Origin of the sequence: Microbacterium sp. WHRI 7836 (genome assembly GCF_040223885.2) — a bacterium.
GTDB classification, from domain to species: Bacteria; Actinomycetota; Actinomycetes; order Actinomycetales; family Microbacteriaceae; genus Microbacterium; species Microbacterium oxydans.
The window spans coordinates 680,894-694,736 of record NZ_CP168171.1; the positions used below are offsets into that span (position 1 = coordinate 680,894).

10 protein-coding genes are annotated in these 13,843 nt (G+C 67.3%); 7 read left to right on the plus strand and 3 right to left on the minus strand.

Features of this window, described 5'->3' with window-relative positions:
• The first annotated feature begins 35 nt into the window (after positions 1-35).
• The 3 genes from ABRP18_RS03145 (at position 36) to ABRP18_RS03155 (ending at position 5,624) form a co-directional block, all read left to right on the plus strand.
• Positions 36-1,388 (plus strand): polysaccharide biosynthesis tyrosine autokinase, encoded by a 1,353-nt coding sequence (locus ABRP18_RS03145; RefSeq protein WP_349885520.1) that lies wholly within the window; start codon positions 36-38, stop codon positions 1,386-1,388.
• 194 nt (positions 1,389-1,582) lie between these two features.
• The gene (locus ABRP18_RS03150) at positions 1,583-4,303 is read left to right on the plus strand and encodes a right-handed parallel beta-helix repeat-containing protein (RefSeq protein WP_349885521.1); all 2,721 of its coding nucleotides are present in this window, start codon (positions 1,583-1,585) and stop codon (positions 4,301-4,303) included.
• A gap of 10 nt (positions 4,304-4,313) precedes the next feature.
• The gene (locus ABRP18_RS03155; protein WP_046746651.1) at positions 4,314-5,624 is read left to right on the plus strand and encodes a lipopolysaccharide biosynthesis protein; all 1,311 of its coding nucleotides are present in this window, start codon (positions 4,314-4,316) and stop codon (positions 5,622-5,624) included.
• 45 nt (positions 5,625-5,669) lie between these two features.
• On the opposite strand, the gene ABRP18_RS03160 is transcribed toward ABRP18_RS03155, so the two are convergent.
• Genes ABRP18_RS03160 through ABRP18_RS03170 form a run of 3 tightly spaced genes read right to left on the minus strand, consistent with a single transcriptional unit; the run spans position 5,670 to position 9,530 of the window.
• Positions 5,670-6,806 carry a glycosyltransferase gene (locus ABRP18_RS03160; protein ID WP_349885522.1) on the minus strand — a complete coding sequence of 379 codons (1,137 nt, stop codon included), beginning with the start codon at positions 6,804-6,806 and terminating at the stop codon, positions 5,670-5,672.
• Entirely contained in the window at positions 6,803-7,999 is a 1,197-nt protein-coding gene (locus ABRP18_RS03165) for a glycosyltransferase (protein ID WP_061018774.1), read from the minus strand. The genes ABRP18_RS03160 and ABRP18_RS03165 overlap by 4 nt, the downstream gene beginning before the upstream one ends.
• A gap of 4 nt (positions 8,000-8,003) precedes the next feature.
• On the minus strand, positions 8,004-9,530 hold the full coding sequence (locus ABRP18_RS03170) for a sugar transferase (protein ID WP_349885523.1): 1,527 nt from the start codon (positions 9,528-9,530) through the stop codon (positions 8,004-8,006).
• Between the two features lie 351 nt (positions 9,531-9,881).
• Between ABRP18_RS03170 and ABRP18_RS03175 the strand changes: the two genes are divergently transcribed.
• The 4 genes from ABRP18_RS03175 to ABRP18_RS03190 all read left to right on the plus strand — a co-directional run bounded on the left by ABRP18_RS03175 (position 9,882) and on the right by ABRP18_RS03190 (position 13,815).
• Positions 9,882-11,024 carry a low temperature requirement protein A gene (locus ABRP18_RS03175; RefSeq protein WP_349885749.1) on the plus strand — a complete coding sequence of 381 codons (1,143 nt, stop codon included), beginning with the start codon at positions 9,882-9,884 and terminating at the stop codon, positions 11,022-11,024.
• Positions 11,025-11,101: 77 nt separating this feature from the next.
• Positions 11,102-12,055, plus strand: a complete 954-nt coding sequence (locus ABRP18_RS03180; RefSeq protein WP_061018778.1) for an intradiol ring-cleavage dioxygenase — start codon at positions 11,102-11,104, stop codon at positions 12,053-12,055.
• Between the two features lie 201 nt (positions 12,056-12,256).
• On the plus strand, positions 12,257-12,541 hold the full coding sequence (locus ABRP18_RS03185; protein ID WP_349885524.1) for a hypothetical protein: 285 nt from the start codon (positions 12,257-12,259) through the stop codon (positions 12,539-12,541).
• Between the two features lie 155 nt (positions 12,542-12,696).
• Positions 12,697-13,815 (plus strand): acyl-CoA desaturase, encoded by a 1,119-nt coding sequence (locus ABRP18_RS03190; RefSeq protein WP_307723518.1) that lies wholly within the window; start codon positions 12,697-12,699, stop codon positions 13,813-13,815.
• Positions 13,816-13,843 lie beyond the last annotated feature (28 nt).

A 13,843-nucleotide genomic window follows, 5' to 3' on the forward strand; every position in this document is an offset into this window, starting at 1 on the left:
CTCTAGAATCGAAGTCTCAGGGGGAATGGGGAGTCATGGGCGAGAGCCGGGTGAGTCTGCGCGTGATCGCCAGCTCGTTGCGCAAGTTCTGGTGGGCGATCGTGCTCTGCGCGGTCGTCGGGGCTGCAGGGTCCTTCGGGTACGCCTCGTTGCAGACCCCCCTGTTCCAGGCGACGACCTCGTTGTACTTCGCCCTGAATCAGGGAACCAGCGCCTCTGACCTCAACCAGGGCTCTGTGTACACGCAGAGCCAGATGCTGTCGTTCGCCCAGTTGGCGACCAGCTCGCGGGTGCTTGACCCCGTCATCGAGGAGCTGGGGCTCGACACGACTCCGCGAGCCCTCGCAAGGGACATCGAGGTCACGATCCCCCAGAGCACGGTCACGTTGCGGATCACGGGGATCACGGATGATCCGAAGGCAGCGGCCGAGCTGGCCGATGCCGTGGCGGACCAGCTCATCATCGTGGTCAAGGACGTGGCGCCCAAGGACCCGCAGGGCGAATCGACGATCACGGCGCAGGTCATCGACGACGCGGTCGTGCCTGAGTTCCAGTTCACGCCGAGCAAGCCGCGCGATGCCCTTCTCGGAGGCTTCCTCGGGGGCGTCCTGGGCCTCGCCATCGCGGTGCTCATCGGAGTGCTCGACACCCGTATGCGCAACGAGGAGACGCTGACGGAGGCGGGTGGCGACCCTGTTCTGGGCGTCGTCTCGAAGTCGCCTCTCCTGGCCCTGCGGGGCATCGCCGTCGCGCAGGAGCCGCTCGGCCACACCTCGGAGGAGTTCCGCCGTATCCGTTCGGCTCTGGCCTACGCGAACGTCTCCTCGCGGGTGAAGGTGCTGCTGGTGACGTCGGGCATGCCGGCGGAGGGCAAGTCGACCATCTCGGTCAACCTGGCCATGACCCTCGCCGGTCTGCGCAACTCGGTGCTGCTGATCGACGCCGACATGCGGCGGCCGCGGGCGCACGAGCACGCGGGCATCGACGGCTCGATCGGTCTGACCAGCGTGCTGCTGGACGAAGTCGAGTTCGAGGTCGCCAAGCACAGTGTCGCCGACAGCACGCTCGATATCCTGCCCGCAGGTACCATCCCGCCGAATCCGGCGGAGCTCCTGACGTCGGCGCGCATGAACCAGCTCCTCGACTTCGCCGCAGCGGAGTACGACTACGTGGTCATCGATTCCCCGCCGATCCTCAGCGTGGCCGACGCCAACCTCTTCGCCACCCAGACCGACGGCGTGATCCTCGTGGTCGACGCGACGAAGACGCGCCGCGCCGCTCTCGCCAAGAGCATCAAGTCGCTCGAGTCGGGCGGTGCCCGCATCCTCGGCACGGTTCTGAACCGCGCCCGGCCGGATCGTCACCGCAGCGAGTACTACAGCGACTGAGGCGACATCCGAGGCCCCTCGGGTCGCGGAAGCGACGAAGTATATCGGTGCCTCGCCGTTTCCGTTTGTCTTCGCCGGGATGACCGGGGTATTCTTCATGAGTTGCGAGGGGGACTCGCACTTTGCTGCCCGGGGTTGAAACTGCGGCGGAGCTGCGGGGTGATCATGAATCTGCCCCAGAAGACGGTGACACCGTGCCCACTCCGCTCCTCGACCGCACCTCACGCGAGACTTCGAGTCCGCCCCGGCGACGCACCCGCACGATGCTCGCAGGAGTGCTGACCGCTGCCGTCGCGCTCACGACGGCGCTGACAGCCGTTCCTGCGTCGGCACTGGCCGACGACGCTCCGCTCCTCGCACAGTCCGCCGATGCCACGGACGCTCCCGTCATCGCCGACGACATGGATCGCACGGTCGACTCGGGGTGGGGGTCCTCGCCCGACGGCCCATGGCGTGTCGTGGAAGCGACGGCGAGCGTGACCGGCGAGCAGGCGCTGCTCGCGAGTCGCAAGCCGGGTATCACCGCCAGGGCCACCATCGACGGTGCGGTCGCCGCTGATGTGGACAGCCGGTTCTCGCTGACCGTTCCCGAGCTGCCCGTGGGAGGGCCGCTCTACCTCTCCCAGGCGGTCCGGGTGTCCGGCGCCGACTCGTACGGGGTGCGCGTGCGCGTCCATCCCGACGGCTCGGCCTACGTATCGGTCGTGCGGCTCACCGACCTCATGCGCGTGCAGCATCTGGCCGAGCGTCGGCTTCCCCTCACCGTGACGGGCGGTGACACGCTGACGGTGGCGTTCAGCGTCGCCGGCACGAGTCCGGTGGCGCTGGCGGCCAAGGCCTGGGAGTCGAACGCCGCGGAGCCGGCGGATTGGCAGGTGACGTACTCCGACGACTCGAACGCGCGGATTCAGTCCGCAGGAGGATACGGCTTCGCGCTCTACACGTCCTCCGGGGCCAGGGCTGCTGTTCCGGTGGGAATCGACGACTTCGCGGTGACCGCGCCCGCGCCGTCCCCGGAGCCCTCACCCGCCCCTGAGCCCACTCCGGCTCCGGAGCCCACGCCGGCTCCTGAGCCCACTCCGGCTCCGGAGCCCACTCCGGCTCCCGAGCCCACGCCGACCCCGTCTGAGCCGACCCCGTCTCCGGAGCCCACACCTGCTCCCGAGCCCACACCGGCCCCGGAGCCCACGCCGGCCCCTGAACCCGAGCCGGTGCCTCCCGTGACGCCTGAGGGCCTGCGCGGCGAACCAGGGGCCAAAGCCCCAGGGACGCTCGTGTACGAAGCTCCGGCGACGGCCGTCTACGTCTCACCCGCAGGGTTCGACGGAGCCTCCGGCACCAGGAACGCACCGGTCAAGTCGGTCGCTGCCGCGCTCCGCATCGTCCCTAACGGGGGGACGATCGTCCTGCGTGGCGGCTCGTACCACGAAGAGGTCGTGGTGCCCGCGCAGAAGCGGGTCACCATCCAGCCGGCGCCCAACGAGTCCGTGTGGTTCGACGGCGCCGAGCCGGTCACCGGCTGGAAGGCCTCGGGAAGCACCTGGTTCGTCGACGGCTGGAACACAGCCCTCGATGCGAGTCCGACCTACACGAAGGGCGCGCCCGACAACACGGCGGCGGAGTGGAGATTCGTCGATCCGGCGCACCCGATGGCCGCGCACCCGGATCAGGTCTGGGTGGCAGGAGTCCAGCTGCGCGAGGTCGCATCCGTCGCCCAGGTCGCAGAAGGCACTTTCTTCGTCGACGATTCCGCCAAGCGTCTGGTGATCGGAACGAACCCGTCGGGCAAGTCGGTCGAGGCGAGCGTGCTCACGCAGGCGCTCTCCATCCGCTCCGCAGGGACCGAGGTGCGCGGGATCGGAGTGCGCCGATACGCCACCAGCGTCCCGCAGATGGGCACGGTCATCGCCGCTGCACCGCACGTGTCGCTCACCGATGTGACGATCCGCGACAACTCGACCACAGGCTTCTACTCGTGGGCGCCGGCGACCACGCTGACCCGTGTCTCCCTGATCGGCAACGGTCTGCTGGGCGGCGGCGCATCGCAGGCCGACGGACTGACCGTGACGCAGATGCTCTCCGTGGGCAACAACATGGAGCACTTCAACGACGCACCGGTGTCCGGCGCGTTCAAGGTCACCCGCACCAGGGGGGTGACCGTCACGGACAGCGCGTTCACCGGGAACGACGGCCGCGGACCATGGTTCGACGAGTCCGTGCTCGATATCGCGTTCACCGGGAACGATGTGATCGGCAACACAGGGCATGGCGTGATGGTGGAGCTGTCGGAACGTGCGGTCATCGCCGACAACGTCATCGCCCGAAACGGAGAGTTCGGCCTGTGGGTGCTGAACTCCGGCAGCGTCAAGATCTGGAACAACACGCTGGTCGGCAACGGGAACCGGAACATCAGCATCGCGATGGACGCCCGCCGCGCCTCCGACCCGAACACGCCGGGGCACGACCCGCGGACGCGGTACGCACCCGAGGCGTCCTGGATCACGAGGAACATCGTGGCATCGAACAACATCGTGGCCGAGAGCGCGGGCAACTGCCTGGTCTGCGTCCAGGACTTCTCCTTGCAGTACACGGGTTCGCAGATGATGTCGAGCGTCAACGGAAACCTCTATCACCGCACGTCACCGGGCACCCCCCGCTGGTTCTCCGCGTGGTCGAAGGGTTCCGTCTCGAGAGACCCCGCGGTGACGGATACGCTGGCCGCGTTCACCGCGGCCACGGGGCAGGATCGACGGTCGCAGTTCGTCGAGGGAGCCCCGGTGGTCGACGCCGGCTTCGCCCTGCTGCCGCAGTTCGCCGCGACGCAGGGGTCGGTGGCGGTGCCGGTGCCGTCTGACATCGCCTCAGTATCGCGACTCCCCGGCAGCAGCACGACACTGGGAGCCCTGCCCCGGTGACGATGTAAACATGGGTTCTCTTCTCGCTGTCGGCGCGCGTGCGCTGACGATGGTCATCGCGCTGGTCTGCGGCGTCATCACGACCCGGATGATCATCGGCGGCGCCGGCGTCGACAGCTTCGCCCTGTACACGTTGTTGACGACCATCCCCTCGCTGCTGACGTTCACAGACCTCGGCAGCGGCGCGGTCCTCGTCAACGCTGTCGCGACCAGCACGAACGTGCGCACCGACGAGAAGCTGCGGTACCAGCTCACCTCCGTCGGCCGGGTGCTGCTCACCTTCGCCGCCACGGCGATGGCGATCAACACGGTCCTCGTGCTCACGGGTGCCTGGGAGCTGGTGTTCGGTGAAGCCGGAGGGCGACCGGGTGCCTCGTTGGCCGCTTTCTACTGCGTCACGATCTTCTGTCTCGGCATCCCGCTCGGGGTGTGGGCGCGGATCATGCTGGGCCAGCGTCGCAACCACATCGTGATCCTCCTCCAGGGGCTGATCTCGCCGCTCACGATGACGGGCGTCTGGCTGATGCTCACCTTCGGTGGCGAGAATCTCCATTCCTTCGTGGCGATCGCCTCCTTCGGCGCGTCTTTCCTGGTATCCGTGCTCGGCATCCTCATCACGGCTCGCACGACTTCGCCGCTGATCCCCTCGGCCGCCCGGATGGTCCTGCATCCTCGCCGCTACCCGGGCGTGCGGGTGATGGACGTCGGGTGGCCGATGCTCGCCCAGATGGTGACGTATCCGATCGCCGTCGGCTCGCAGCGCTACGTGATCGCTCAGCTGGGCGGACCCACCGACGTCGCCGAGTACGGCGTGGCGGGCCAGGTGTTCTTCGCCCTCAACGGACTCGTGATGGCCGGTGGACTCGCGCTCTGGCCGCACTTCGCGAAGAGCCGCCACGACGGTGACCTCCGGCGTGGGCCGTTCCTGCTGTCGGTCTTGTTCGCTGCGGCGATCGGCGTCGCGACTGTGATGGTGTGGCTCGTCGGCCCGTGGCTGTTCGGGTTCATCACCCAGGGCGAGCTGACGGTGCGCACGAGCACGATCTTCGCCTTCGGTCTGATGATCATGATGACGGCGGCCGTGTACCCCCTGGGGATGTTCATCATGGACAAGCCGGGAATCCGCTTCCAGGTGATCCCCACGCTCAGCATGGCGGCCGTGGGCATCACCCTCTCGTTCGTGCTCACTCCTGTGCTGGGCATCGCAGGACCCCTGATCGGCGTCGCGTTCGCCCTCGTCGTGTGCCAGCTGATTCCGTTCTCGATCTACATCGTCCGGAACAAGAAGCGGCTCACCGTGGGCGAGCTGGAACAGGTGTAGCGAGAACTCTGACCCGCCGGAGGGTGTGGCAGACCGGGGTGCGGGTCAGCCCAGGAGATGCGTCGAGATGCTCGAGCGGTAGACCTGAGGCGCGTGCCTGCGCAGGGCCTCGGCGCGGCTGTCTGCGACGGTCGAGACGATCTCATCCCACCGGGCGTCGATGTCGGTCAGCGCGGAAGCGATCGCCTCCGCATCGCCGGCCGCGACGAGCCTCGCCGTGCCGTAACCGCCTGCTGCTTCCCGGAGTCCGCTGCTGTCGCTCGCGATCACCGGTCGCAGGGCGAGGACGCCTTCGACGGCGGTGTTCCCGAAGGGTTCGTCGACGCGTGATGGCACGAGCAGCACATCGGCCTGCTCGAGGAACGGCCAGATGTCGGTGTGGAATCCGGCGAAGTCGACGGTGACCCCGGCCTCGGACGCCTGTGCACGAAGGTCGCGTTCGAACCACTCGTAGCCCTCGAAGACCGCGCCGAGGAGGGTGACCTCCACCGCGCGCCCGGCGGAGTGGAGGCGTGAGGCCGCCGCGATCACGAGATCGGGGCCCTTGCGGGGGGAGAGACGCCCGATGTAGAGCACGCGGAGGGGGCCCTCTGTGCGGGGACGGGGAGACAGCGGCTGCGGGGGAGAAGCGACGCCGTTGTACACCACGTGCGAGCGCCGGGCCAGGGCGGGGAGCGCGGTGCGGATGGTGTCCAGACTGAACCGGCTGTTCACGAGGGTCTGATGGGAGGCCAGATGGGGGGAGTAGAGGAGAGCATTGACGATCCTGTTGCCCGAGGCCTCGGCTTCATGCACGTGGCTCACGGTGCGGACTCCGCGCAGCCGGGCGATCAGCGGCCACTCGGGGATGATGATCGTCGAGACGTACACGACGTCGGGACGCAGCCGGCCGATCAGCCGCCAGGCAGCGCCCAGCCCTTGGAACGTGTCTCGGAACAGCCTCGGCAGTCCGCGCGGGGTGAGCAGCACTTTGCGGAGCACGAGCATCGGCAGGATGACGACCTCTGCGCCGGCCGCGCGCAACTCGTTCACGAGAAGGCCGGAACTCGGCAGAGCGACGACGACACGCACCCCCGATTCGACGAGGCCGATGGCACTCTCCAGGAGCATGCGATCGGACCCGAACATCTCGGCGCCGGGGTGGACGAGTAGGACGGTCGGTCGCTTCGACTCGTTGCTCACGAAGTGCTCGATTCGGCGCGAACGGGCGCCCAGTCCGTCGACCGTCGGCGTGCCCGCCTGGCTGAGGGGTGAATGGTCGCACCTTCGGAGATCCGCTGCGCGAGTGCCTCGTACTCGTCCGCGACATCATCCCAGCGGAAGCGGGTGCGGGCGATCTCCTGCACGGCGGTGCCCTTGGCCGCGGTCGCTGCCGGGTCGGATTCGGCGGCCATCACCTGCTCGGCGACCTGGGCGGCATCCGCGAAGAACCACCCGTTGCCGTCGAGTACCTCGCGGTTGAAGGGGACATCGAAGCCGATGACAGCGGTCCCGGCCCCCATGGCGCGCAGGAGCGAGGGGTTGGTGCCGCCCACAGAGTGGCCGTGCAGATACGTGAGCGCATTCGCATAGAGCGCATCGAGCAGCTCCTGGTCATAGACGCCCCCCACGAGACGGATGCGGTCGTCGCCGTCCGCCACACGCTGGATCTCCTGGGTGTACCCCGCGCTGTAGGGCGCCGAGCCGACGACGACGAGCGGCAGCTTCGCGTCGCTGTCGCGGTAACCCCGGACGATCTCGAGCACATGGTTCTCCGGTTCGAACCGTGCGACGACCAGGTGATACCCCTCAGGGGTGAGGTCCATCTCGGCGACGCCACGTTCCGGGAGCTGGTCGAGGATCGGGGCACCGTAGCGGATGAGCTCGGTCGGAACGTCGAACTGGTGCCGGTAGTAGTCGGCGATCCCGGGCGCATCCGCGATCAGCGCATCGGCCGTGCGCACCCCGAACTGCTCAGCCCAGCGGTAGTACGCCTTGCCGCGCGGACCCCACTTCGAGCGTCGCCATTCGAGTCCATCCATATGCAGGGCGACCGGCGCGCGGCGCAATCGCAGCAGGGGCAGGAACGGGGAGTTCGCCGCGTTGAAGACGAAGGTCGCATCCGGCCGCCGCCGGAACATGAGGTGCAGAGCCGACAGCCCCGTGTGGCTCAGCGTCTCGATCTGCTTCACCGGGATCGCGGGAAGGTGCACGACCCTCATACCGAGGTACTCCTTCTCGCGCCGCTCGGAGCCGCGGGTGTACACGACGACGTCGTGTCCGCGGTCGGCGAGACGGCGTCCGACCTCTTCGATGGCGGTCTCGAAGCCGCCGTATGCTGCGGGCACTCCTCTGGTCCCCACCATCGCGATGGTGAGGCGGTTCGAATTGCTCATCCGATCAGTATGCCCCGCTGGGCTGCACCATGACCTTGGCGGTGCGCCACATGATCTGCAGGTCGTTCATCACGGACCAGTTCTCGACGTAGCGCAGGTCGAGCCGGACACTCTCGTCCCAGGAGAGGTCGCTCCGACCGGAGACCTGCCACAGCCCCGTGATCCCCGGCTTGATGTACAGGCGACGGAAGACGGTGCCGTCGTAGGCGGTGACCTCGCTGGGCAGCGGCGGCCGAGGCCCCACCACGCTCATGTCGCCGATGAGGACGTTCCAGAACTGCGGCAGCTCGTCGAGGGAGAGCTTGCGCAGCACTCGGCCGACCCGGGTGACGCGGGGGTCGTCCTTCATCTTGAACAGGAGTCCGGCGCCCTGGTTCTGCTCCTTGAGCAGGGCGAGCTGCTGCTCGGCGTCCGTCTTCATCGACCGGAACTTGACCATCTTGAACCGTCGACCGTCGCGGCCGACCCGCTCCTGGAAGAAGAAGACCGGACCGGGGGAGTCCAGCTTGATCAGCAGCGCGAGCACGGGAGCCAGCAGCGCGATGGGAATCAGCGCGACCGTGGCCACGGCGATGTCGAGGGCGCGCTTGAGCAGGTGCTGGCCACCTTCATAGGTGGGGATCTGCACCTGGATCAGCGGCAGTCCCTCCACCGGCGCGAAGGAGATCCGCGGACCCGCGACGTCGGTGAGGCGACTCGAGAGCACGAGCTCGGCGGCGGTCCCTTCCAGCTGCCAGCTGAGCTGCTTCACGAACTCGGGCTCGCCCTCGGGGCGGCTCGCCACGATGATCGTGTCGGCACCGACCTCGGCCGCGACCGACGACACGGAGTTCACGTTCCCCAGGACCGGGAACCGCGTGTCGTCGATCACGATGTCGCGAGCGTTGCCGTCGAGCAGCGTTGCGCCGACCACCTGGTAGCCGGATGCGCCGATCGGGTGCAGCGTCCGGACCACATACTCCACGTCGTCCCTATTGCCGACGACGAGGGTGCGGGAGGCGAACCTTCCCTGGGATCGCTGCTTCTGCAGCCAGTGACGCCACAGCCACCTGGTCACCAGGAGAGTCAGCACACCGACGGGCAGCCCCAGCAGCAGCGTCAGTTGCATCGTCTTCCAGGCGAGCAGCACCGCCACGATGGCGATGATCCCGAACGCGAGTCCCGTGGCGTGCACGACGCCGCGGTACTCGGTGGCGCTGGCGCGGAACAACGCGGCGTCCCGCGTGTGCAGCGCGCTCAGCAGGAGGTACCACAGCGCGGCGAGCGGAATGCCGTCGCGGAGGACCTCAGGCCCGGAGACGCCGTTCACCAGCTGGACCGCTGCTGTCAGACCGAGTGCGAACAGGATGACGGCCGCATCCGTGATCCGCAGCTGCATCCGATAGCGACGTTCCCACTGACGGCGCCGTTCCAGAGTCGCCGAAGCGCGCGGCGTGACCACCGTGCGCGTCACCGACTTCGTGGCTCGCGGAGCCGCGACCGGCACGAAGCCCGTACGAGCGATGCTCAGGGCATCCTCGACGGAAGTCATGCCGAGGCCCCATGAGCCGTGAATGTACGCAGAAATCCCCAGTGCGACATGTGTTTCCCCAGTTTCCCCAGACCATGAACCCCACGTTCACGGCTTTCGTCTGCGTCCCGACCCCTCGGGTCCTGCTGAAACTCCCCATGATTCCCACATCACGGAGTGCGTTCTCACCGTCCCACACGGTGATCGCTGACAGCAGGCACTGCAGACTCGACTCAGTGTAGCGGAACACCGGCTGCACCGGAAGGTAATTCTGTTGATTGGATGAACGGCGGCTGCGGGAAGCAGCCGCCGGAGAGCTATCCTGTCGCGGTGACCGCGAACATCGACAATCCACGCTTCCAGCTGCGAACCATGCTGCCGCGCGACCCGGCGCAGCCGCATCGCACCGCGAGTCCGCTCGAGCTCTTCTTCGACCTCGTCTTCGTGGTGGCGGTGAGCATCGCCTCCGCTCAGCTGCACCACGCCCTCAGCGAAGGAGAGTTCCTGCACGGCATCACGTCCTATGCGATGCTGTTCTTCGCGATCTGGTGGGCCTGGATGAACTTCACCTGGTTCGCCACATCGTTCGACACGGACGACTGGCTCTACCGCGTCACGACCTTCGTGCAGATGGGCGGCGTCCTCGTCTTCGCGGCCGGCATCCCCCGAGCGTTCAACGAGGGGGACTTCACCGTTCCGGTGCTCGGGTACGTCGTGATGCGCGTGGCGATGGTGGCGCAGTGGCTGCGGGCGTCGCGGTCGGCCGGTCAGCTGCGGTCGGTGACGCGACGGTACGCGTTCGGCATCGCTGCCGTCCAGGTGCTGTGGATCCTGTTCCTCCTCATACCCACCGGCCCCCTGCAGATCGCCGCGTTCGTGCTGTTCGCCCTGATCGAGATCAGCGTCCCGGTGTTCGCCGAGTTCCGCAAGCAGAATCCGTGGCATCCGCATCACATCACCGAGCGCTACGGACTCTTCACGCTCATCGTGCTCGGCGAGAGCCTGCTGGCCTCGGCGAACGCGATCATCGATGCGCTCGACAAGGTCGAGAGTCTCGGGCCGCTGATCGCGATCTCGGTGTTGACGCTCGTCGTGACGGCGTCTCTCTGGTGGATCTATTTCTGGCCGCCGCATCACCGTGCCATCTCGAGCTTCGCGCGGTCGCTGCGCTACGGATACACGCACTACTTCGTCTTCGCGGCGGCGGCCGCCTTCTCGGCGGGCATCGAGGTGGAGCTCGACGTCCTGACCGGGAAGAGCCATCTGTCGAACATCGCCGCATCGTTCACGGTCACCATCCCGATCGCGATCTTCCTGGTGGGCATCTGGTGGATCGCCATCCGTGAGAACGCGGATCGTGTCGTGAACACGGTCGTCCCGGTCGCGGCGGTGCTGGTGTTGCTCGACCCCGTGCTGCCGGTTCCGGTGACGCTCACCGCCCTCATCCTCGTCGGAGTCGTGGTGGTGCTGGTGCTGCGTCCGCCGGTCGATTCCTCGCACATAGAAAAGGCATAGCGGGCGCAGGAGCGCCTGATCGGAAGCTCCGCGACGCTGGTGGTCATCACCAACAGTTCGTCGAGGAGGAGAGCATCATGAGCATTCCGGAACCCACCCAGACCCCCGATGGTCCGGCGTACGAGGGGAGGCTGCTCGATCGTGCCGACGAGGAGGTCGTCGACCAGGGCGCGGCCTTCGACATCCGCACCCTGCTGAGCCGGCGCGGTGTGCTCGGCCTCGCGGGGCTCGGTATCGGAGCCGTGGTCCTCGCGGCCTGCACGCCGTCCGACTCGGTCGGAGCTGCGACGTCGACACCGACGCCCAGCACGACGACGACATCGGACGGCGAGTCCGTGAGCGTCGATGAGATCCCCGACGAGACGGCGGGGCCGTATCCGGGGGACGGGTCGAACGGGCCCGATGTGCTCGAGGACGCCGGCATCGTGCGTCAGGACATCCGGTCCTCGATCGACGGCGGAGCGACGGCGGAGGGAGTGCCCCTCACCTTCGAGCTGCGGGTCATCGATCTGGCGAACGGAGGCCTGCCTTTCGCCGGTGTCGCCGTCTACGCGTGGCACTGCACCGCCCAGGGAGAGTACTCGATGTATTCCTCGGGGCTGGAGGACGTCACCTACCTGAGGGGTGTGCAGGTGGCGGACGCCGACGGCAGGGTCTCGTTCACCTCTGTGTTCCCCGGGTGCTACTCGGGCCGCTGGCCGCACATCCACTTCGAGGTGTATCCGGATGTCGGCTCGATCACCGACTCGACGGCGGCCATCGCCACCTCGCAGCTGGCACTTCCGGAAGCGGCATGCGCGGACGTCTACGCCGAGTCGGCCTACGACGGATCAGCGAGGAATCTGTCGCAGATCACGCTGGCGAGCGACAACGTCTTCGGCGACGATTCCGGAGCGCTGCAACTGGCCACGGTCACGGGCGGCGTGCAGGGCGGGTATACGGCGACGCTCGTGGTCGGCATCGATACCGAGACAGCTCCCGCCGCGGGCGGAAGTCAGGGCGGGCCAGGCGGCGGCCGGCCGTCGAGCTGAGCCACATCGGGGCTCCTGAGGTCGAGAGGGGAGATCTGCTATGCTCGTCGAGCAACGTGTGTGCATCGCCCCTCTCGGCCGCCACGTCGCCACTGATCAGGGCCATCACGGACCGCGCACATCGATGCGTGCGGAATCCGCCCTCGGTCTCACATCTTGCGGAGCGCCACGCGTGTCCGCCACACAGCAATGAGTATGACCATGAGCAGCACCACACTTCGCCCTTCCGACCCGTTGACCTGGAAACAGGCCGACGTCGATGTGCACGTCGCGACGCGCGGCGGCGAGTTCGCCGGCTTCGTCGAGTTCGACGGCAGCGCGCACCTCGTGCGCGACAATCACGGCACCGAACTCGGAGTCTTCGATTCGCTCGATGCCGCCTTCCGCGCCCTCGAAGACGCGAACCGACCCTCTCGGTCGACCCCCGACTTCCCCTCGATCCTTCCGCGAGCGTGGCGACGCCGGACCCGACGCGCGCGGGCCTGAGCCCCCTCGGACATCCGCAGCCGGGCTCGGCTGAAGGGTCGGCGAGAGGTTCCGATGTATTCCCTGACGCGTATAGAGCTAGGGCTACTGTGAGGTAAGCGTTGGGCAGCTGCCTTGGGCTTTCACAGCTCAAGGGCTCCGATCGTCAGGAGAAGATCATCTCCCTCACACAGATCGAACCGACCGCGGCAACGCTGGGTCCGATTCGTCAGACGTATTCCGGCAACGCAGACTTCCCTCCCATGGCGAAGGCGTACAAGCAGGTTTCGCAGGTGGTCAAGGAGACCGGGCTGCTGCAGCGGACCCAGTGGTTCTACATCTTCGTGGCCACCGGCATCGCTGTCGCGCTCGGCGGTCTCATCACCGGCTTCATCCTGCTCGGCGACAGCTGGTTCCAGCTGCTCATCGCCGCAGGGCTCGGCATCGTCCTGACGCAGATCGCGTTCCTCGGGCATGAGGCCGCGCACCGCCAGATCCTCTCCACCGGGCCGGCGAACTTCAAGCTCGCCCGCATCGTGATCGCCAGCATCGGCATGAGCTACTCGTGGTGGGACTCGAAGCACACCAAGCACCACGGGAACCCGAACCAGGTCGGCAAGGACCCCGATATCGAAGTCGACACGATCTCGTTCCTCGAGGAGGATGCCGCCAAGTCCAAGGGCCTGATCAAGCTGATCACCCGCAAGCAGGGCTGGCTCTTCTTCCCGCTCCTCACCCTCGAGGGGCTGAACCTCCACTTCCTCGGCCTGAAGTACCTCATGACGACGAAGAACGTCAAGGGACGCTGGACCGAGCTGAGCATCATTGCGCTTCGGTTCGCCCTCATCCTGGTGCCCGTGTTCATGATGCTCCCCCTCGGTATGGCTTTCGCCTTCATGGGGGTGCAGTTCGCGGTCTTCGGCGTCTACATGGGGGCCGCGTTCGCGCCTAACCACAAGGGGATGCCGATCATCGAGCCCGGCGCCCGTCTCGACTTCTTCACCAAGCAGGTGCGCACCTCCCGCAACATCAGCGGTGGATGGTGGACGACCTGGCTCATGGGCGGCCTCAACTACCAGGTGGAGCACCACCTCTTCCCGAGCATGCCGCGACCGCACCTCGCGAAGGCGCGGGAGATCGTTCGCGACTACTGCGCGGCGAACGACGTGCCCTACACGGAGACCAGCCTCGGTCGGTCCTACATGATCGTCATCGAGTACCTGAACCGGGTCGGTCTCTCCGCCGGAGCCGATCCCTTCGACTGCCCGGCAGTGGCGCAGTTCGGCCGGGGGTAGCCCCCAGACATCACCGGGCCTGATCAGT

What these genes read in the sequence shown, in the direction of transcription:
- ABRP18_RS03180 (WP_061018778.1), top strand. Translation starts at nt 11,102, where the DNA reads ATGAGCATTCCGGAACCCACCCAGACCCCCGATGGTCCGGCGTACGAG.
- ABRP18_RS03165 (WP_061018774.1), bottom strand. Translation starts at nt 7,999, where the DNA reads ATGAGCAATTCGAACCGCCTCACCATCGCGATGGTGGGGACCAGAGGA.
- ABRP18_RS03185 (WP_349885524.1), top strand. Translation starts at nt 12,257, where the DNA reads ATGAGCAGCACCACACTTCGCCCTTCCGACCCGTTGACCTGGAAACAG.
- ABRP18_RS03175 (WP_349885749.1), top strand. Translation starts at nt 9,882, where the DNA reads ATGCTGCCGCGCGACCCGGCGCAGCCGCATCGCACCGCGAGTCCGCTC.
- ABRP18_RS03145 (WP_349885520.1), top strand. Translation starts at nt 36, where the DNA reads ATGGGCGAGAGCCGGGTGAGTCTGCGCGTGATCGCCAGCTCGTTGCGC.
- ABRP18_RS03155 (WP_046746651.1), top strand. Translation starts at nt 4,314, where the DNA reads ATGGGTTCTCTTCTCGCTGTCGGCGCGCGTGCGCTGACGATGGTCATC.
- ABRP18_RS03170 (WP_349885523.1), bottom strand. Translation starts at nt 9,530, where the DNA reads ATGACTTCCGTCGAGGATGCCCTGAGCATCGCTCGTACGGGCTTCGTG.